This window comes from Sphingobacterium bovistauri (assembly GCF_020295405.1).
Lineage (GTDB): Bacteria > Bacteroidota > Bacteroidia > Sphingobacteriales > Sphingobacteriaceae > Sphingobacterium > Sphingobacterium bovistauri.
The window spans coordinates 60,884-82,039 of sequence record NZ_JADEYP010000004.1; the positions used below are offsets into that span (position 1 = coordinate 60,884).

A 21,156-nucleotide genomic window follows, 5' to 3' on the forward strand; every position below is an offset into this window, starting at 1 on the left:
CTCATTAATTGTATAAAATTGTACGTATCTCAACCAATCTAGGTCGCAACAATTCCGTATTTACAGTTTTTTTTAAATCACTTGTGATCCTCAATTCGCTTATTTCATCTTGCAGAGCAAGAGCCTTATCTAGCAACTCTTCATAGGTATATAAACCAGATTTTATCTTAAGCAGTTCTTCTCGATTTGACCTTCTAACCCGTAAATCTTGATGAAGCAATATATCCTTAGCGACTTCCATTAGGCGTATTGTATGCATCATATTCTTGGCGTCATATCCTGTATTGTGCTCCAAATTGGCAAGAAATCGTTTTTCATTACGATTAGATTCCCATTCATAATATTCCCGATAACTCTTACAATGTTGGGCAAAGGAATCTTGATTAACGACAAGATAAGCTTCCAATTTTTCACCTTTAGGTATGGATGAACAGGACACGTCACAACTATCAGGTTTTGCTAAAACTCCTTTATACTTGCCTTTTGTTGGATTATGATACAAACCGTATGTCCCTTTGCAATGATTCAATTTAGCTAATCCACAATTGGTCTGATCCCAACCTTTATTTTCCAACCATTGAACAAAAGGTTTGGCATCATTCCCTTCCAGAACATAGCAAAAATCTAACAATGTTTTTCTGTCCCGTTCTATCGGATTATTGATTTTCTTATTTAGACCTTTTGCTTTTTGAATCTGAACCATTGCATAATTCGAAAATGTCTTGACAGCTTCTAAAGAAAGGCAATCTCGAATATTCAAATCCTCCATCAAAGGATGCTTATACGTCACACAATCTGCAGGGCTTGCTAATATTTCCAAAGCACTCGGATTACTCTTGGACAAAAGTTCGAAAAACCGTCCCAATTCGTAGTAAACCACATCATTTTTTTCATCCGCAACTTGTGCTATATATTCACCAGCATAAAAATTGTCTTTTGAAAGATAGAACACTCCTTTTACATCCATGTCCGAATCTTTGGTAGCCAATCCATAAGCATGGCTACCAGCCACTACTTCAAAAAGTATTAATCCATTAGCATGAAGCGCTTCTATAGTCATCTTCCAATATTTTTAAAAATCCAACATTTGCTAATTCTTTACTTATCATCATTGCATCCAAAGTATCTGCGTAAGTCCATATTTCGTCTTGTCGTTCTATGATGAATGTTCTCAATTCATCTGAAAGACTAAAAACAAAACTTTCTTCAAGCTCTAACTTCAGACTTCTCAACTCTTTACAAGATACTTTTATTTTCTCCGGAAGCAAAGTCATCAAAGGTTCAAACTCCATTGGTGCATAAGTCCCAAATTTCATACTCCAATAAGCTGAAAGCAAAGAGCGCATGATATAAAAAAAGGATTTCAGTTTCATTTCTTCAAAAGACACAGATTCCATTCGTCCTCGAACTATACCTAAATAATGATGTATATGTCTTTTAGCTACATAAAAATCAATAAAAACTGATTTCATGTACGTCTGAAAACCCTCCTTTTCGCAGTAAACTATAGGCGATTGTAACCATTCAAAAGGCGTTACATTGCTCTTATGAAGTAACAAAAACACTTTCTTTATGTCCCAACCTACAAAATCCAAGTCATCAACTATGGAGAATCCCAATTCAGTTGATTCCTCAAACACTGACATATAATGATTCTTCTTTCTTTTATATATAAATCGAACATCGTAGTCACTATCTGTTGATGGAAACCCCCAAGCTCTACTTCCAGATTCACAAGCAAACAATATTTCTATGTCGTACTTTTCCTCTATTTCCTTAAGTTTTGATATTATTATCTTTTCCATTAATTCCCTATTTTGGTTAGAGGTAGTAACCTCTTCAAAGCTACCCCTAACCGTCTAAAAATCTAATTATTTAACAAACAATTGTTTCAATTGATCGACTATTTGGCCATTTCCGGAGACAGATATAGAGTTAATCTTTTCGGCAATTTTCTCTACATATTCCATCTCTTTCAATTTGAACAACATCGTATTATCTTCCATCAATTTCGCTGTATTCAACAAGCTTCTTGTCGAAGCTGTCTCTTCACGACGTGTAATGATATTAGCCTGTGCACGTTTTTCAGCTACCAATACTTGGTTCATGATTTCTCGAATATCTCCTGGCAAAATCACATCTTTCATTCCCGAATTAAGAATTTTTACCCCCAATAATTCGACTTGAGACGCGACTTCTGCTAAGATATGCTCGTTAATCGCTGATTTGTTCTCCATCAATTCATCCAAAGTCAATCGACCGATATAAGAACGTAATGCTAACTGCATTAAAATGTACAATTGTTTTTCAAAATCCTTATTCTCCAATAAAGATTTGATGATATCAACCACTTGGTATTGCACCGAAAAATTGATACGGATTTGTGCTTTATCTTTAGTTAATATTTCTTGACCTACGATTTCCATAGTAGTCAAACGCATATCAGCTTTTGTTACTGCAATAGTGGTGGCATTTTTCCACCAGTAGTATGTACCAGCTTCCAACACTTTCTCAAAAGCACCATCGACAAACAATAATCCTTTCTCGGATGGCTCAATCTTGTGTTGACGGACATAGAATGCCAAAGATTGTTTTTCTAACAAATTCTTGCTTATCGCTTTCGAAATCTCGATAGTCGAAATATCTTCTTTTTGAAATGTTAACTCTTGCAATCCTTTCCAAAATATATGTCGCCCAGAGGTTAATGATTGTTTGAAATTACCATTCGCATAAACAATTCCAATTTCATTATCCAATACATCTACAACTTCTACCAATTCTGAAAAACCCGAAATCTGTAACAATACATCAACATCATATGGCGTATGAAATGGTTTCGCCATATCGTATTTTTGTATTTGCTCACCGAATCCTAACCAATATTTCCCAGCAGTCAATACACGTACTACAGCATTGTTCTTTACAACAAATCCTACTTCATTAGTGTTAATAGTTACTCTTTTCATATTATTGTTTTTTAATTTTTTATTTATTTGAACAGTTAAACTCCTAATTCTCACTATTCATACCTCAATTCTTCTAAAAAAGCCTTTCGTGTCTTGCTCATCAGTTCGCTACGGAGTACAGAAGGAGTTTACTAAGCTAAACGAGTATTCATCTATTATATTTCGATGATCTAAGACCAAAGATTTCCCTAGAGATTACATACGAATATGTTTAACAAACTTGTTCTATTCTGCTAAGAAGCAAGCCGATTTGTTATTTTCATACTTTAATTAGAGCAATTCAACAACCGAACAAGAGACGAAAAGCTTATGGTGACTTTTTGAAAGAAAGTCTAAACTTCAAAAATGGAACTTTCGTTCCTCCAACCGATGACACATGTGACAGATGTGTGCGGGACTCGAACCCGCCTTTTTTGGCTATACTCTACCCACTGAGTTATTTCGTCTATGACGAAAGTAGGATTCGAACCTACGACCCTAGCATTAACACCACCGTCCTCTTGCTATGTCAGTATATTGTATTCTATGGAACCAACACTACCCTGCTATACAGAAACAAGAGACTAGGACAAGCATTCGAGCTTTGTGGTTTCTTTGTGTACATTGGTACACATATCTTGATAAGCTTTTCGCTTCATTATAATCAAAGAACTCATTCAGCTTAGCTGACATTACAAAGATGCATAGGTCTATACGCAGCAGTTTTGCGCAGTAAAATAATTAATGAAATAAATTGCGTGAAAACAGGTAATTGCCTTAAAATAAGTTATATAATTTCTTATAAAACAATATTTATTACAAAAATGAGGTTCGTTAGCGAAGAGTTACGCAAGTCCTTTGCGTAGTAAAATAATTATCCTTACATTTAATACTGTATTTAAAGCACACAAATAGCCATGTCTGTAAATAAACTTGCACTTATACGTTACAAAACTATAGATCACTTCCTCAGACAGCGCCATAGAAAGTGGACATTGGAAGATCTGATGGTAAAAATTGCAGATGCCCTATATGAATACGAGGGTATTACATCTGGAGTCAGTAAACGAACGGTACAAGGTGATATACAGTTTATGCGATCCAACAAACTTGCTTACAATGCGCCGATTGTTGTGATAGATAGAAAATACTATACGTACGCAGATCCCAACTACAGCATTAATAATTCTCCAATGACTGATGCTGATTTAGGTAAAATGAAAGATGCTGTCGATTTTTTGAAATATATGAATGGTTTCACTCATTTTGAAGAAATGAGTGATTTGATTGTTCGTTTAGAGTCCAATTTGAGTAAATCCGAAGGAAATAAAAAAGTAGCTATACAATTAGAAAGCAATAAGCTACTCAAAGGTTTGGAGTGGATTACAGCAATACACAAAGCTATTCGTGACGAGATACCCTTATTAATATCCTACAAGTCTTTCAAGTCTAAAGCAGAAACGCAACAAGTTTATTTTCCTTACTTATTAAAGGAATACCGAAACCGTTGGTTTTTGATTTGTAAACCTAAAAAAGGAACTGTTTTAATAACTCTGGCTTTAGATCGAATACTTGAAATTGAAGAAATGGCAAAATCCGGATTTGTACCTTATGAAGGGATAGATTTTGAACGTTATTTCGAAGACACCATTGGTGTTACAAAAACTAGTCGTGATAGAGGGCAACGTGTGATCTTAGAAATTGATGCCTACAATGCACCTTATGTAGAAACAAAGCCTATACACCCATCTCAGCAAATACTTACAAAAGGGGAAGATGGAAGTATCATCTTACGCATAGATGTTGTATTGAATTTCGAATTAGAACGCGAAATATTAGGTTTCGGCGAAAATATAAAAGTTATCTCACCTCCAAGACTAAAAAATAGAATTGCAAATAGATTAAAATCTGCTTTTAATAGGTATGTAGACGTAAATATAGATAACTGAACCTAAAGAATAAATAACTTACCTTTGCCTAATCAAAACACCCATAATGTGTAATTATCTTATAAATCAACTGGTTGCATTTTTAAAGTAACAAGAGAGAAACATTGAATTTTCTGTGTTTTTCGACAATTGAATTATAAATTCTTTACTATTTCTATCCTAGTAATTAAGTCATTCATGATTTCATCTATAGATGACGATGAACCTGAAGAGTGAAATCGGATGTCTCCATATTTATCAATAATGATTTTTGTAGGCAAAGCTTTTACCTCATATAAGGTAGCGATTCTTTTATTCCAATCAGTCATTTCGTCGAACAAGACATTAAAAGAATAATTATTATTCTTAATAAACTCTGATACAATAGATTTAAAATCCGGCTCCTTCTGAGAGGTATTTATAAATAGAAATTGAACATCTTCATCGTTTTTATATTTATTAACTAAAGACTGCATTCCAGGAAATGAGCGAATGCATGGGCCACACCAAGTTGCCCAAAAATCTAAAATCACAACTTTTCCTCGAAAATCAGAAAGATTGACCATTTTATTCTCTAAGTTGTATAGAGAAAAGTCTTGAGCTGATCTCTTTATTAGTTGAGATTTTAGATTAGCAATTCGATTATCTTTAGCTTTATTACGTAAATCAGAAAGGTATGAATCATAACTTCTAGAATCACCTACTTTAGTATACAATTGCTGTAATTCATTATCAGATATTATTTCAACTATACTATAGTGATTTTGAACGATATTGTCCTCAATTATATGTAATGCTTCTTTATAAGACAGTTTATCTCTATATCTTTGTATAAGATATTTTATAATAAAAAGAGTTCTATCCCCCTCGTTATAAAGTTTGTTCGCTAAAGAAATGGCTTGATTAGTACTATCAGTGGCTATCAGCGATTTTAAGTAAATATGATTTACTTGCGTTACAGTTGCCTCATCAATGACTGGCTTATCATGTTTATTTAAAATGTAATAAGCTTTATCTGATAGCATCAAAGCTTTACTATTTTCTCTTAGGTCTAATAACTGTTGTCCAACAATAGAATAGCTTTCTAATTTCTTAGTTAATGAATCTGTTAGCAATACATAATGAAGAGCTAATTCATAATTCTTACTATTTATAAATTTTTTTGAAATTTCTAAATAACTCCAATCATAAAATGATAATGGATTAAACCCAAACTTTTCGGCACTTTTTAAAGATTGAAAATAACTCTTGGGAAACCTCCTGTAGAAATCGTTAATACATAACTCGTATTGATCTACAGTAATTATTGAGTCTTGAATTAATTTATCAAATTCTAATTGCCTTACTAAATATCCATTTGGGAACTTATTTATAATTAATCTTTTCAAACTATCCTTTCCCTCATTATCTTCTACTAGACTCATGGCAGAATAACCTAACATATTTATGTTCTCATTCTTAGAGAACATAAATTCACTAGATAAATCTCTTAATTTAGATTTATCTTTTCCATTATGATAGACTTCATTGAGCATTTTAACTGCAGAAGTTAAATCATAGCTATCAAACTCTTTCTTTTGAGCAAAAGACATAAATCCTAACAAATGCATTAATAAGTATAAGCAAAACCTTTTCATGGATTATAAATTGATTTATTCTAAAAATACTGATTATCTAATAAATCTTTATAAAATTTATTCGAGTAACAATTTAACTAATCGATTATCTTTGTTCCACAACAACTGAGCGGCACCCATGATATATTTTCATATTCCTTTCTGTAAGCAAGCATGTCATTACTGTGATTTTCATTTCAGTACTTCGTTGAAGTATAAGGAGGAGATGCTTTTAGCTATGCAAAAGGAAATTATACAGCGTGCACATTATTTAGAGGATAAGAAAGTACACAGTATATATTTTGGTGGCGGTACGCCTTCCATTTTGGATTCTGAAGATATATTGAAATTGATCGGAACTGTTGAAAAGAATTTTGAAATCAGTTCGGATGCCGAGATTACATTAGAAGCTAATCCTGACGATTTAACTGCAAATAAGGTCAAAGCACTGCGACAGACTCCTATCAATCGTTTTTCAATAGGCATACAGTCTTTCTATGAGGAAGATTTGATATGGATGAATCGTGCGCATAATGCTCAAGAAGCAGATTCCTCTGTCAAACGCGTGCAAGATGCGGGATTTGATAATATTACCTGTGATTTGATATATGGTTATCCATTGCTGACGGACGAAAAGTGGAAAGCAAATATGCAGAAGCTTATTACGATGAATATTCCACATATTTCCTCCTATTCTATGACTGTAGAGAAGAAAACGGCATTGGCGCATTTTGTAAAGGAAGGGAAAACTCCTGCTATGGATGATGCGCAGAGTGCGGGACAGATGTTGATGCTAATAGATACGCTCACAAATAATGGTTTTGAGCATTATGAGATATCTAATTTTGCGAAAAATGGTATGTATGCTAAGCATAATACAAACTATTGGAAAGGTAAACATTATTTAGGTATAGGGCCTTCGGCACATTCTTTCGATGGAAATAGCCGATCATGGAATATTGCCAACAATGCAAAATATATTGCTGCACTTACAGACCATAACGATTTTCAAGAGATTGAAAAACTAACAAAAAATGATCGTTTCAACGAATATGTGATGACTTCTATCCGCACGATGTGGGGATTGGATGTACAAAAAATAGAACAAGAGTTTGGTTACGATTATGCCCAACATATTTTGAAGTCGAGTCGTAGTTTTGTTGCGAATGAAGAGGTGGAAATCATAGACAATCGAATAATTCGCGCCACAACAAAAGGTAAGTTATTAGCCGATCTTATCGCTTCAGAATTATTTGTGCTGGATGAGAAATGATTCGAAACAAGTTGATTTCTTAAAAAACTGAAAATCAAAAGACTATTTCTTGGCATTATTGAGTTAATTATTGTCTTTTCTGGCACGTCGGTTTGTTATAGAAATTCAATTTTTGATACTTATACACCTGATTTTTTGTTAAAATAGCAAAATATCATACTGCGTGAGGTGAAAAATTATTAAAAATAAAATTAGTTTGGTGTAGAATACACAATATACCTAAGTTTGTGTCATAATAACCCTATTATTTTATGATACAACAAGCAACTTTTGAAGCAGAGATCAAAAGTTATAAACACAAGCAAAATGCAGCTGTAAAGCTTATCAAAATTGTAAGCGATCTGTGGTTCAATCATACGATAGAACTCATCTTTTTCCGCAACCAAATGGTGGATCGCCGTGTGAGCCAAATTCTCAATTTGCACGAAGAGTCTAAAGAACTTTCTGTTGAGCCTATAAGTATTTTTGCGACACTACAAGTGGCTGAAACAATTCAAAATCTCAAGTTATCACCTTCACGTATTGATATCGGAAAATTAGCCTTGAAAATTCGCGAACAGGACATCGACGATGATCAGCTATTATATTTTATCAAAAATGAACTAATTTCTGCAAAAGAGCATAAATCATTCGAGCCACGTGATGTAGTTTTGTATGGGTTTGGTCGTATCGGGCGTTTGTTAGCACGTGAGTTAATCACGAAGGCTGGGGCAGGACATCAATTGCGCCTACGTGCGATCGTAACTCGAGACCAAGTAAATCAGAAAACCTTGTTTAAGCGTGCGGCTTTATTACAGAATGATTCTATTCACGGAGAATTTGAAGGTACGGTAACAATTGATGAAGAAAAGGGTGCACTAGTTATCAATGGAGCGACAGTGTATATTATTTCTGCTAAAAGTCCAGAAGAAATTGATTATACACAGTTCAATATTCACAATGCGCTAATAATTGATAATACAGGAGCTTTTCGTGATGACGAAGAATTAGCAAGACATTTAGTGTCCAAAGGTGCAAGTCAAGTGTTATTGACAGCTCCAGGAAAAGGTATTCCTAATATTGTTTATGGCGTGAATACGGATATGATCGATACAGAAAACAATATGATTTTTTCTGCAGCATCTTGTACAACCAATGCTATTTCCCCTGTTTTAGATGTGATACACAGCCGTATTGGTATAAGTCAAGGACATATCGAAACTATACATTCTTATACTAATGACCAAAATTTGGTGGACAATATGCACAAAAAGTCTCGGAGAGGACGTGCTGCGGCATTAAATATGGTTATCACGGAGACAGGTGCAGGTTCGGCAGTATCAAAGGTTTTGCCAGAACTAGCAGGTAAACTTACATCTAATGCTATCCGTGTACCCGTTCCTAATGGTTCTTTAGCAATTCTTAATTTACAGCTGAAGAAGAAAATATCATTGGACGAGGTTAATGCTTTAATAAGAGAAGCATCATTAGATGGGCATTTAATCGAACAGATTAAATTTTCAAATAACGATGAACTTGTTTCTTCAGATATTGTAGGCACTACAGCGGCATCAGTATACGATGCACCAGCGACAATTGTCTCGCCAGACGGCAAGAATGCCGTATTGTACGTGTGGTATGATAATGAATATGGTTATACGCACCAAGTTATGCGATTAGCTCGCCACGTAGCCGGTGTACGCCGCTATACATATTATTAACAGTTGTCCAATTTTCAATTTTTTAATATAATGAAAGCCATCTCTAGGGATGGCTTTTTAATCTTTTAAGTTCTTGTTCGGCTATTTTTCGAGTTTCAGGAAGAATATCAGTACGCAGTATTTCTATCAGTTTACTCATCATTGCTTCTCGCAAAGGAATTTTATTACTATAATAGTCTAATATATAACACTCCTTATTTACGGAATCAACAAAAATCTCCCCGTTGTAAGTCTGACTTTGATTTTTATCAAAAACTGTCACCCTATGATATTTTCTATAGTTATTAGGTCTTTCAGTAATTTCTAACTGCACCGGTGAATAGATATATCGATATTGATTACTCTCGAATAAAAATGATATTCCTACAATGTCGACATTAAATCTTGATAACATTTGGGTTTCTTCCTCTGAGTAAGAAAAAGGATAAGGATAATATTTTCCTTCATAAAAATAATCTTTTGGGTGTCTCTTTGTATTACTTGGAAATACGCGTTTTCCTTTTTGATTAATAAGATACCTTAAAGTATCACCTGCTATACTCCAATGTTCGCCACCCTCATCATACTTTCGATATAGGTTACCTTCAAATACTGTGGCATACCCATAGTGGAAAGGTGTCGCAAAACCCCAACATGCAGGAATAACTTTTTCACCGGAGCGATTTACAAAGCCAATTTTATTATTTTCAACAAACCTTCTTAAGCCCTCCTCCCAATAATCCATACCATTATCAAATGATTGTGCGGAATACAAAAACTCTCCATTTCGATTATAGACTGCTCCTGTGGGAATCGCTGGTGAGTTTTTAACACCTGCAAATGGTGCTCGAATGCCTTCAAAGTCAATAGTTTCATCGGTTATCGATTTGGATTCATCGACATAAAGAAAGTATTGAACAGGAGTTATTAAAACTTGTCCTTTGTGATTTCTTACACCCACTTTAGTACTATCTTCATTTGCATAGAAAAAGTACAAAGTATCCTGAGCTAGCACATAATTAAAGGCTAATAGAAGTGAAATTAAAACAAGAATGTGACGCATATGTTTATCAATTTAACAATCTCTCTGTCTCCAGATATTTCATAATAATCTGTGTAGCGCCAGCGCGTTGTTGCACATATTTTTTGGCTGATTCACTGGCTTCTTTTAAGAATTGTTCCTCTTGCAGGGAGTCAAATACCTGTTTTAGTTCTTCGTAATTAGAAATTGAAAATCCAGCTATTAAAGTAACTAAATCAATGGCCTCTTGATACTTTTCATATTTCGGACCAAAAATGATAGGTTTACCATAAGTAGCGGCCTCCAATGTGTTGTGTATTCCGACACCAAATCCTCCTCCAATATAGGTGATGTCCGCATAATAATACAACGATGATAGCATGCCAATATTGTCAACGATCAAAATTTTGCTGCTTTGGATTTGTTCCTCTGTATAGGATTCGAATTGTGAAAACAACAATACATCACCAAATAGTTTAACTATATCGTCAATGTGTCCTTTATGTATCTCGTGTGGGGCTAGAATAAATTTCCATTGTGGATTATCATTCGCGAGTTGCTTCAATAGTTCTTCGTCAGGTTTCCAAGTACTACCAGTTACAATAATTTTATTTGCGCGACAAAATTTTTCTACTTGTGGAATAGTTTTGTGTTGGTTAGGCAACTCAACCACGCGATCAAAACGCGTATCGCCCGCTAGACCGGCCTTAGTGATATTAATCCATTTCAACATATGAACGGAATCCATGTTTTGTGCGAAAAAATAGGACACATGATGTAATATAGATCGAAAGAAGCCGCCGTAAGGTTTAAAGAAGATTTGATCCTCGCGAAATATAGCGGAAATCATAAGTAAGCGGATATCTCGTTTTTTGAGTTCTTTAAAGTAATGATACCAGTATTCATATTTGGTGAAAATCACAAATTTTGGTTGAATAATATCAATAAATGCTTTCGCATTTTTAGATGTATCTTCTGGTAAGTAAAAAACATAATCTGCGAGATTTGTATTCTTGCGGATCTCAAAACCAGAGGGTGAAAAAAATGTTAGTATTATTTTTTCGTCAGGAAATTTAGTTTTTATCTGCTCTAAAACGGATCTTCCTTGCTCAAATTCTCCTAAAGAGGCAAAGTGAAACCAGATGTGTTTTTGCCCATGCTCAACCGTTTGACTGATGCGTTTCAAGATGTCTTTTCGACCATTTGTCCACAGTTTTGCTTTTGGATGAAATGGCGATATTAGGTGTAATACTATACCGTAAAGCCATATTCCAAGGTCGTATAATAATCGCATATTGTTAAAATAATACTTATATTCGTCAAAGATAAAGATATTAAACCTTTTCTAAACGTAGACACAGTGCAAAATAGAGTTTGCAAACGCTTAAGCAAGGATGGAAAGGAAGATTGCGCCGAAGCTCAACTTAAGAACCTGTTTTTTACAACTATTTCAAGCTACATTCAACTGAAACATCACTACCAAGAATCTGTAAAAATTATTATGGGGATGGGTATGTTATGTACTTTGCGAACATTTTATAAGAAATCATATAATAAATAGATATATAAACATTATGAGTAAAATTTTAGTAACGGGAGGAACAGGATACATAGGTTCGCATACTGTTGTTGAATTACACAATGCGGGATATACACCTGTTATCATTGACAATTTATCTAATTCAAATATTCAAATTTTGGATCAAATTGAGAAAATCATTGGTGTGAAGCCGGAATTTCATCAATTCGATCTGTGTGATGTCACCAAAACTACAGCTTTTATCGAAGCGAATCCTGACATCAAAGGTATTATTCATTTTGCGGCTTCTAAAGCGGTAGGAGAGTCAGTATTAGATCCATTAAAATATTACCATAACAACTTCTTTTCGCTAATCAACTTATTGAATAGCTACCGCGATAAACCAATCAACTTTGTTTTTTCGTCAAGTTGTACAGTTTATGGCGAGCCCGATTACTTGCCTGTAGATGAGGCAGCACCTGTAAAGAAAGCTACTTCACCTTACGGTAATACGAAGCAAATTGCGGAGGAGATCTTGGAAGAAACAGCTAATGCGTACGATAATTATAATATCATTGCTTTACGTTATTTCAACCCTGTAGGGGCACATGATTCTGCGCTCATTGGTGAATTGCCGAATGGCGTTCCTCAAAATTTGCTACCTTTCATTACGCAAACAGCAATTGGAAAGCGTGAAAAGTTAACCGTATTTGGAAATGATTTCGATACACCTGATGGATTTTGTATTCGTGATTTTATACATGTTGTTGATTTGGCGAAAGCACATGTTGCTGCGATTAAATTGTTAGAAGCAGGAAATCCAGCTGGTAAATATGATACTTTTAACGTCGGCACAGGGAATGGATATTCGGTTTTGGAAGCTATCAAAGCCTTTGAGAAAGTGTCAGGTCAACCTTTGAATTATGAAGTGGGACCTCGTAGAGAGGGTGATATTGTGAAGGTATATGGAGATGTGGTGAAGTCTACAGAAAAATTAGGTTGGAAAGCGGAGCTAGGTATTGAAGAAATGATGAGTTCAGCTTGGGCATGGGAAAAATATATTAAGGACAATCCTTTAGATTAGATCGATAAACAAAATAGCCTTGACAATTGTCAAGGCTATTTTGTTATGCTTCTATTTTATTCCCTGTAGGGAAGTTTTTGTGTTTTCTTTTTGAAATTTTCTCGACATTAACTGGCTGAGGAACTTTCACATAATAACCAGTGCCATCGTATTCTCTCTTGTCAGGAACAGATTGACATGCTGTTGAACAACATCCATCTAATTTAGAGCCACATTCGTCGCATTGTGTGAAATGCTCGTTACATTTTGCATTAGCACAATTGATCATTTTGTTGGTCGTCGTACCACAGTTACGACAGGTAGAAATAATACTAGGGTTTACTGAATTGACAGGAACGGTAACACGATTATCAAAGACATAACAATCACCTTCAAAGTCTTTACCACCAGCTTCTTTACCGTATTTGATGATGCCGCCATGTAATTGATAAACATCTTCAAAACCCTCTTTTAATAATAGTGCAGATGCTTTTTCACATTTAATACCACCGGTACAATAAGTAAGGATTTTTTTGCCTTTCAGGTGTTCTAATTCTTTTACTTTCTCTGGGAATTCACGGAAATTTTCGATATCTAAAGTAACGGCATTTTTGAAACGACCTACCGAATGCTCGTAATTTGAACGCACGTCCAAAATAACTACATCATCTTGGTCTTTCATTGCCATGAAATCTTTCGGCTCCAGATGTTTTCCCGTTTGTTTATTGGGATCGATAACTTTGGGATCGCGTAAACCAGAATGAACGATTTCCTCTTTATAACGACAGTGCATTTTTATGAATGAAAGTTCTTCAACATCATCAATCTTAAACTCCGTGTGATTGAATCTGCCATCTGCATATATAGCGTCCATGTAAGCCTTACAGGCTTCTGGAGTACCCGATACAGTGCCATTCAATCCTTCGTCAGCTACGATGATACGTCCTACAAGGTTTAGCGATTTACAAAATTCTAAGTGATCTGCAGCAAACTGTTCTGCATTTTCGATAGGGCTGTAGCAATAGTACAGCAGAGTTTGATATTGTGCCATATATTCATTGATACCGCTGCAAACGGCGTTTAATGTTAAAAAATAAATTGATGCAAAGATAAGAAAAAGTATGCGACGAAAAATGAGCGCAATTACTTTTTAATAAGTGGAGTCAATAAGTACTCCAAACCGTTTAATTTGATTTCATATAAAGTCGCTAATTGTGTGCCTAATTTTCCTGGAGGAAATCCTTTTTTGTGAAACCATACTAAGTAAGGTTCTGGTAATCGACAAAGTAGCCAGCCTTGATATTTACCAAAAGGCATTTTTGTGTTTGCAAGTTCAATAAGTATTTCAGGATTAAAAAAATCGTTACTCTCTTGTTTTGCCATGTACGAGTCTGTGTTTGATAAGTCTTAAAGCGATAATACCATGATTGATCCAATTCTGAACTGTGCCATAATGTTTCTCGAAAATAGCATAACGTTCTTTTAAACTTTGTTTATGTCGTTTTTGAGACATACCACCCACTAAATAACGCGCAACATAACAGTTGACATTTTGTGTAGTTTTGGCATTTTTAGCGGCACGAATTACCCAATCTACATCAGCACTGAGCTTGTATTGAAGGTCATAAGGTTCTGCAATGTCGCGTTTGACATAAATGGCTTGATGACACACATTCATGCCATATTGAAAGGATTTCCAGTCAAAATGATTGGGTGCTTTATGACGGCGATCACCAACAATGTTTCGTCCTTCATCTACCAATTTTGTTTCACCATAGATGATATCTGCACCATTTCCTTTATCCACGATCGTTTGGATGGTATTATTATCGTACAATTCGTCTCCGGAGTTCAGAAATAACACATAATCGCCAGTAGCTCTAGTTAAGCCCTTGTTCATGGCGTCGTAGATGCCACTATCTTTCTCTGAAACTAGTACATCTATACTTCCTCGGTATTTGTGAATAATATCTAAGGTACCATCAGTAGATGCACCATCGATAATAATATATTCAATGTTGGTATATGTCTGATTGATAACAGAAAGAATCGTATGTTCGATATCACGTACATTGTTGTACACAATGGTGATTATGGATATTTTTGGCGACGTCACTTTAATTATTTTTTATTCCAATGCTTCTTTGCAAATCGTACGGCTCTAGCCCATAATGAACCTTTGCGATGTTTGTAAAAATACTTAATTGCTTCGTAAGCTTCTTTATTTTCTACGATTTCTTTTGGAAAGAAGGTCACTGCGTGGGTCGCAAGTTCCACGTGATAGGCATTATCTGCATCTGAATGAGTGCCCGAACCATCTGTCCCCATGTTTTGAATTATCGATTGTCGTGGGTACAAAGTCAATCCATCGTTGTTAAACAATGTCAGATACCAACGAATAGCCCAAGAGTTGATCTTCCCAGCCTTAAAGTCTTGTACTTGTTTCCAAAAGTTTTCAGTGTGGTCAATACTAAATCTTTTAATTTTGTCTTTATCAAAATCAGCAATTAATTCGTCTATGTTTGCATTGTATTTGTTCCAAGCGCGAGCCCAAGTTGCCCACCCCCAACTATTCGCTACGCGAAAGAAAAAAGTCTCAGCTAATTTGTCCGCATCTTTCACTGGATACATAAAGCCACTTATCTCCATGACTTTTTCTTCGTTTTCATAAGTATCCAATGCATCATTAAAGAAGCGTAATCCTACTTTAGAAATTTGTAAATCATCCTCTAATACAATGACTTTGCCGTATCTTTCAATCACTTCTGAGACACCGTTGATTACATTTTCAGCTAACCCAATATTACGTTCTCGTTCGATAATGGTAATATTTTTAAAGTTCCAAGGTTCTGCAATGATAGCGCGAACTTTATTTACATCATCGACGGCATCTGCATTTTTCGCCCCATCTGAAAAAATGAATACATTAGATTCTTGAGCCAGATCAGCCTTTTCCAACGCTCCCAACATACGACGTGTATGTTGTGGCCTATTGTAGGTAAATATGATGATGGGTGCTAGCATTGACATGTGTTTCTAATCAGTGATCATTAAGTTATGCATCATTTCTGTAAATATTTTATCATTAAAGACTTTTTTATAACAGTCTTTGTTGTGCTGAATCTGATCATCGAATAATCCATCTAGATTGGATAGTTCATCGTATTCGTTTTCTAAAGAAAATACAATAAAGTCTCTTTTTCTTAACCACTGTAAAAGTGTATTTTCTTCTCGTAAAAAAACTTTTGTACCCATATTGATGAGTTGGAAAATATTGCCAGCAGCCTCCTGTCTTCGCATGCCGAATATTGCTATTTTCACGGTCGATAGTAGATTTTGATATTCATTTAGAGGCATAAAAGAACGCAAACTGGTTATGTCAGTTATAATGTTGTTTTTTGCATAAATCTCTATTTCATTTGCATAGTTTTCATTTCCATAACTAAGCGGTAGCAATAGGTTGTAATTGTTTTCTTTAAGTGGTAAGCTCTTTATTGAGTCCAATACAAAAGAATGATTACCTGTAATTGATGCAGAATGGTTAATCATTATCGTATTTGACTTTTGTGTCGTTGGGAAATTAGAGTCTCCTAAAGCATTTATATATACAAAGTTTTTATAGTTTGCGTTACTTTTTGTTTTTGATTTAAAGAGCTCATAATCAAACTCGTTCCAAAAGCAAAAAAAATCTAATCTCTTGAAGAAACGATCCATCCCTGCCTTGGGTGTCCAGCCAAACCAAAGCAAATACTTTATTGTTTTGACAATACTTTCTTTGACCGTTGTTTTCTGTATTGACTTATCATCAATGATATCATATTGATGGTACTTACTTAAATAGTCGTATAAATCGCCTCCATAGAATATCCAGTATACTTTTAAAGTAGAATTTTGCGATAGGATCTTTGATGTGATTGAAGCCTTGAAGGTATCCAAATAATGGATGAAGAGATTTTTAACATTTTTCTCACCTACAACTTCACGAATTTTGAGCACTAAATTCTTATCTCTGATATGAAAAATCAATATATCAGGATGTGATATGGTATATTTTGGTGTCTTATCGTTATAAAGTAATAGTATATAGATGTTTTGCTTAGGGAAGTAATTCTCAAATTGTTCTATACCACCATTGGTAAATTTGTCATCGTGAAAAATATGTAAATTCATTGCGTTGAATCAACTGTTGTACTTGAGGAATTTTGCGGGATTACCAACTACGATCTGATTGTCTGGTACATCTTTAGTTACAATAGCTCCAGCACCGATTATACAATTATCCCCAATACAAACACCTGGTAATATAGTCGCATTTGCACCTACTTGAGTGAAGTTGCCTACTTTGACCCGACCAAGTAGCGTTGAACCTGGAGACAATTCTACATAATCGCCTATATGACAATCATGTGTGACAATACAGTTGTAATATATAAGTGCTGCCTCGCCAATTTGTGCACTATTACTTATGCAGGCTTGGCTTAATATGGTAGCGCCATTTCCAATGGAACAGTATTCGCCTATGGTAGCGTTAGGGTCGATAGCGTTAGATAGTATTCCTCCTAGATTTTTTGCTAAATCTGCCATCATAGCTCGTAATTTGGGGTTTCCAAGACCTAGGACAAAATTTGGACCTTTTGTCTCAAAGTAATTTTTTAATTCTTCTTTTGATCTTAGAATAGGGTATTTGTTAAAGATGTCATTGGGTGATAACAGAGATACATCATCAAAGAAGACTATTTCTTCGATAGAAAGATTCTTTTCTAAAGTTTGAAGTATTTCTTTGGCAAAACCACCAGCCCCTAATATTACCATTCTGTATTATTTTGTGTTCGTAATATTATTCTTGAGATGAAGTTAATTTCTTCTATAGTAAGATCAAAATACAACGGCAAACACAGTACTCTCTTGGCAATACTGTCTGCTTGGGCTAAATCTTGAGGAGCCAAGTAGGGTAGGGCTTTGGCTAGTGATGGATAGAAATATCTTCTTGTAAAGATTTGATTTTTTTCCAACTCAGCCATCACATTTAATAAGAGTTGTTCTGTTTCGAATACAACAGGGTAATAGGCAAAGTTGGGATTAGAGAATTCATTCCATTTTGGAGTATATCCTTTTACTGTCTTTAAAGAAGTATTATACTGGAGCGTAAGCTCTCTTCTTTTTTCAATGATTTGGTTGATATATTTGAGATTTGCTAATCCCATTGCTGCATGAAATTCCGAATTTTTACCATTGATACCTAAATCACCAAATTTGTTAAAATCAGATATGCCGAAATTACGCATCAGTGCTACTTTTTTCAGTAGCGTAGGGTCTTTGGTGATTACTAATCCGCCTTCAGTGGAATGGTATAACTTTGTTGCGTGCAAAGAACAGATACTAATATCACCATACTCGAAAATGGATTTTCCTTTGTAATTAACGGAGAAAGCATGCGCTCCATCATATATTACCTTTAATTTATATTTATCAGCAATCTTTTGTATTGCATCGATGTCACAAGGATTACCATAGACGTGAGTTGCTAGTATAGCAGAGGTGTTTTCAGTGATTGCGGCTTCAATTTTTGAAGGATCAATATTTAGTGATCGCTCATCGATGTCAACAAAAATAGGATTACAGCCTTCCCAAACAATGCTACTTGTCGTCGCTACAAAGGAAAAAGGAGTAGTTATGATATCACCTTTTAATTCTAAAGCTTTTATTGCTAACTGTAGAGCGATAGTTCCGTTTGTAACAAATAATAAATGATCGAGTTTTAAAAACTCTTTCAATCGCATTTCAAGATCACTAGAAAGTGGTCCCATGTTTGTTAACCATTGCCTATTCCAGATTTTATCAATATATTCTTTATAGTCTTCTATCGGAGGCAAGAAAGGCTTAGTAACTTGAATCATGAGCGATAATTTTTTATTGTTTTAAGCAGAAATTTAAAAGACGTCAATTGAAAAATATAGCTTATTGCTATATATCCTATTAATCCAGCAATAAAGTTAATGAAAATCTGTAACAACGTCGGAAATGTTATCGTATGTTGTGAGACAAAGAGAATGATTACATACATTGCTGCTGTAGCTAATAAGGTAGGCACCATTTCTAATAACTGCTGTTTTGTTGAATATTTGATTAACTGTTCGCTATAGTATGTGTTTACAAATAATGATAAGGCAGAAGATGCTACGGCACTCCAAAGGAGCCCGTATATACCATAACTCCACCCTAGGGCTATACAAATAATGGTTATAATTTTCTTTATTACTTCCAGTTTCAAGAATAAATCAGAACGGCCATAGACTTTTAGCACATTAAGATTAATAGAGTGAATAGGGTACAATAGACTTGCTAAACACAGAATTTGGAAATATGGTATAGCTTGAGTGAACTGATCGCCCATTAGAAAATGAATTAGACTAGGAGCAGTTGCCGCCAATCCAACCATGAGTGGGGCACTGATGTATAGACAGACACGTAAGATTTGACGGTAGGCATTAGAAATCTCTTCTTTATTATTTTTGATATCTGACAATAGTGGATATGTAACTTTGGATACTATTGTGATCAAGATATTTGTAGGATAACCATTCAACGTCATAGCCCTTTCGTAGTTACCTAAAGAGCTTAAAGTATAACGTTTGCCAATAATGAAAGAATAGATATTTTTAAAAATAGTGTCTAATAGTGACGAAAGCAGCAATTTGTAGCCAAATGAAAAATGGTATTTGGCTACATCCTTGTCAAAAATAAATGAAGGCCTCCATTTGGACGCGATCCACAATGCGATACTTTGAAATAGTGGGGTAGCAATTACCATGGCTACTAGGGCCCAGACGCCATAGCCATAATATGCTAGGCCGACACCTATAATAGGACTAAGGACGGCTGATGGGATATTAGTAATCATAAGTTTTCTAAACTCCATCTTTTTCGTTAGTTGTGCTAACTGAACAGTAGTAAAGCTAGATATTATGATACTAAGACAACTAATACGTAGAATATCTATAGGTATGGGTTTATTAATATAATCAACTATATAAGGAATCGAAATATATAGAATGATGTATAACAGTAAGGAAGTAAGAATATTCATCCAGAATACTGTTGAATAATCTTTCTTCGTTGGATTGTCGGATCTGATTAATGAATTACTCAGACCGCCTTCTACGATAGTCGCTCCTATACTAATAAAAATGATTAAGATACCATTCAATCCATAGTCTTCTGGCGTAAGAAGTCTATTTAATATGTAGAAAGAAACAAGTGACAGGCCTTTTAATAATATGGCGTCTGTAAAGGTCCAAAAAATGCCTGAAACAGCTTTCTTCCGAGTTGACATTGACTTTTTAAATAACTTTTATTTGATTTACAAAGTTCTTCAATCGATGATCGTTGATGTCTAGGTCAGTGACCAAATACGACACCTCTTTCAATGGTGCTACACGCATCTTTTGATTGGAGTTTAATTTTTCGGCAATACTCAGTATAGCCAATGATTTCGAACATTTGATCATAGCACGTTTGATCTGTACAACTTCCCAATCCGAATCTGTAATACCCTCTTCAAGTGAGAGGCTATTGGTACCTAACAAACAAAGATCCACACGTAAGTCAGATAATTCGTTAATTACCTGAGATCCTGTTACAATGTTCGTATTGCGAGATAGTTTTCCACCTAATAAGAAAACTTCAATATTATCTTTTTCAGCTAATTCTAAAGCTACTAAAGGGCTTATTGTAAAAAAAGTACATTGTAAATCATTTGGTATTAAACGTGCCAACTCAATCATGGTTGTGCCGCCACCAATTAATACGGTCATACCTGAAGTAATTAATGAAAGCGCCTTTAAAGCAATTTCCTTTTTCCCCTCTTTGGCATAAACATTACCTTCTTGAAAAGGATATTGGAAAGATTTAGATAAGGCCCCGCCGTAAACTTTGATTACTTGACCATTCTCTGCTAATTCATTCAAATCGCGACGAATTGTATCTTCAGATACATTCAGTTGAATACTCAAATCTGAGGATAATACTTTGTTATGCAGATTTATTTGATGAATAATATACGCTTGTCTTTCTTCTTTAAGCATGATTTAAATATTAATATATTTGGTTACA

At 34.8% G+C, this 21,156-nt stretch carries 19 protein-coding genes; 4 read left to right on the forward strand and 15 right to left on the reverse strand.

Translation table 11 applies throughout. From position 1 onward, the window contains the following. Nucleotides 1–4: 4 nt before the first annotated feature. The 3 genes from IPZ78_RS03400 to IPZ78_RS03410 all read right to left on the reverse strand — a co-directional run bounded on the left by IPZ78_RS03400 (nucleotide 5) and on the right by IPZ78_RS03410 (nucleotide 2,966). On the reverse strand, nucleotides 5–1,060 hold the full coding sequence (locus tag IPZ78_RS03400) for a DNA polymerase beta superfamily protein (RefSeq protein WP_225551532.1): 1,056 nt from the start codon (nucleotides 1,058–1,060) through the stop codon (nucleotides 5–7). Beyond that, nucleotides 1,035–1,805 (reverse strand): nucleotidyltransferase domain-containing protein, encoded by a 771-nt coding sequence (locus IPZ78_RS03405; protein WP_225551533.1) that lies wholly within the window; start codon nucleotides 1,803–1,805, stop codon nucleotides 1,035–1,037. The genes IPZ78_RS03400 and IPZ78_RS03405 overlap by 26 nt, the downstream gene beginning before the upstream one ends. A gap of 66 nt (nucleotides 1,806–1,871) precedes the next feature. Next, on the reverse strand, nucleotides 1,872–2,966 hold the full coding sequence (locus tag IPZ78_RS03410) for a slipin family protein (protein ID WP_225551534.1): 1,095 nt from the start codon (nucleotides 2,964–2,966) through the stop codon (nucleotides 1,872–1,874). Nucleotides 2,967–3,862: 896 nt separating this feature from the next. Between IPZ78_RS03410 and IPZ78_RS03415 the strand changes: the two genes are divergently transcribed. Further along, nucleotides 3,863–4,894 carry a helix-turn-helix transcriptional regulator gene (locus tag IPZ78_RS03415; RefSeq protein ID WP_225551535.1) on the forward strand — a complete coding sequence of 344 codons (1,032 nt, stop codon included), beginning with the start codon at nucleotides 3,863–3,865 and terminating at the stop codon, nucleotides 4,892–4,894. Nucleotides 4,895–5,028: 134 nt separating this feature from the next. On the opposite strand, the gene IPZ78_RS03420 is transcribed toward IPZ78_RS03415, so the two are convergent. Next, a complete protein-coding gene (locus tag IPZ78_RS03420) occupies nucleotides 5,029–6,510 on the reverse strand; it encodes a TlpA family protein disulfide reductase (RefSeq protein WP_225551536.1) in 1,482 nt (493 codons plus the stop codon). A gap of 118 nt (nucleotides 6,511–6,628) precedes the next feature. On the opposite strand from IPZ78_RS03420, the gene hemW reads away from it, so the two are divergent. Together hemW and IPZ78_RS03430 are read left to right on the forward strand one after the other, a co-directional pair. Beyond that, complete coding sequence (gene hemW / locus IPZ78_RS03425) at nucleotides 6,629–7,762, forward strand: radical SAM family heme chaperone HemW (RefSeq protein WP_225551537.1); 1,134 nt, start codon at nucleotides 6,629–6,631, stop codon at nucleotides 7,760–7,762. Between the two features lie 251 nt (nucleotides 7,763–8,013). Continuing rightward, on the forward strand, nucleotides 8,014–9,462 hold the full coding sequence (locus IPZ78_RS03430) for a glyceraldehyde-3-phosphate dehydrogenase (protein WP_225551538.1): 1,449 nt from the start codon (nucleotides 8,014–8,016) through the stop codon (nucleotides 9,460–9,462). A 43-nt stretch (nucleotides 9,463–9,505) separates the two neighbouring features. On the opposite strand, the gene IPZ78_RS03435 is transcribed toward IPZ78_RS03430, so the two are convergent. Both IPZ78_RS03435 and IPZ78_RS03440 read right to left on the reverse strand, forming a co-directional pair. After that, nucleotides 9,506–10,504, reverse strand: a complete 999-nt coding sequence (locus IPZ78_RS03435; protein ID WP_225551539.1) for a WG repeat-containing protein — start codon at nucleotides 10,502–10,504, stop codon at nucleotides 9,506–9,508. A gap of 7 nt (nucleotides 10,505–10,511) precedes the next feature. Beyond that, a complete protein-coding gene (locus IPZ78_RS03440; protein ID WP_225551540.1) occupies nucleotides 10,512–11,756 on the reverse strand; it encodes a 3-deoxy-D-manno-octulosonic acid transferase in 1,245 nt (414 codons plus the stop codon). A gap of 280 nt (nucleotides 11,757–12,036) precedes the next feature. On the opposite strand from IPZ78_RS03440, the gene galE reads away from it, so the two are divergent. Further along, a complete protein-coding gene (gene galE / locus IPZ78_RS03445) occupies nucleotides 12,037–13,065 on the forward strand; it encodes a UDP-glucose 4-epimerase GalE (protein ID WP_225551541.1) in 1,029 nt (342 codons plus the stop codon). A 43-nt stretch (nucleotides 13,066–13,108) separates the two neighbouring features. On the opposite strand, the gene trhO is transcribed toward galE, so the two are convergent. The 9 genes from trhO to IPZ78_RS03490 all read right to left on the reverse strand — a co-directional run bounded on the left by trhO (nucleotide 13,109) and on the right by IPZ78_RS03490 (nucleotide 21,128). Beyond that, a complete protein-coding gene (gene trhO, locus IPZ78_RS03450; protein ID WP_225551542.1) occupies nucleotides 13,109–14,095 on the reverse strand; it encodes an oxygen-dependent tRNA uridine(34) hydroxylase TrhO in 987 nt (328 codons plus the stop codon). Nucleotides 14,096–14,187: 92 nt separating this feature from the next. Continuing rightward, nucleotides 14,188–14,427 carry a DUF3820 family protein gene (locus IPZ78_RS03455; RefSeq protein ID WP_225551543.1) on the reverse strand — a complete coding sequence of 80 codons (240 nt, stop codon included), beginning with the start codon at nucleotides 14,425–14,427 and terminating at the stop codon, nucleotides 14,188–14,190. Further along, nucleotides 14,408–15,160 (reverse strand): glycosyltransferase family 2 protein, encoded by a 753-nt coding sequence (locus IPZ78_RS03460; RefSeq protein WP_225551544.1) that lies wholly within the window; start codon nucleotides 15,158–15,160, stop codon nucleotides 14,408–14,410. Before IPZ78_RS03460 ends, IPZ78_RS03455 begins: the two co-directional genes overlap by 20 nt. A 5-nt stretch (nucleotides 15,161–15,165) precedes the next feature. Further along, nucleotides 15,166–16,074, reverse strand: coding sequence for a glycosyltransferase family 2 protein (locus IPZ78_RS03465; RefSeq protein ID WP_225551545.1), 909 nt, complete (start codon nucleotides 16,072–16,074; stop codon nucleotides 15,166–15,168). 6 nt (nucleotides 16,075–16,080) lie between these two features. Continuing rightward, the gene (locus IPZ78_RS03470) at nucleotides 16,081–17,214 is read right to left on the reverse strand and encodes a TDP-N-acetylfucosamine:lipid II N-acetylfucosaminyltransferase (protein WP_225551546.1); all 1,134 of its coding nucleotides are present in this window, start codon (nucleotides 17,212–17,214) and stop codon (nucleotides 16,081–16,083) included. Nucleotides 17,215–17,223: 9 nt separating this feature from the next. Next, nucleotides 17,224–17,856: an acetyltransferase gene (locus IPZ78_RS03475; RefSeq protein WP_225551547.1), complete on the reverse strand. Its 633-nt coding sequence runs from the start codon at nucleotides 17,854–17,856 to the stop codon at nucleotides 17,224–17,226. Continuing rightward, nucleotides 17,850–18,941: a DegT/DnrJ/EryC1/StrS family aminotransferase gene (locus tag IPZ78_RS03480; protein WP_225551548.1), complete on the reverse strand. Its 1,092-nt coding sequence runs from the start codon at nucleotides 18,939–18,941 to the stop codon at nucleotides 17,850–17,852. Before IPZ78_RS03480 ends, IPZ78_RS03475 begins: the two co-directional genes overlap by 7 nt. Then, nucleotides 18,938–20,377 (reverse strand): lipopolysaccharide biosynthesis protein, encoded by a 1,440-nt coding sequence (locus IPZ78_RS03485; protein ID WP_225551549.1) that lies wholly within the window; start codon nucleotides 20,375–20,377, stop codon nucleotides 18,938–18,940. The genes IPZ78_RS03480 and IPZ78_RS03485 overlap by 4 nt, the downstream gene beginning before the upstream one ends. A 7-nt stretch (nucleotides 20,378–20,384) precedes the next feature. Beyond that, nucleotides 20,385–21,128, reverse strand: coding sequence for a DeoR/GlpR family DNA-binding transcription regulator (locus tag IPZ78_RS03490; RefSeq protein WP_225551550.1), 744 nt, complete (start codon nucleotides 21,126–21,128; stop codon nucleotides 20,385–20,387). Nucleotides 21,129–21,156: the final 28 nt, after the last annotated feature.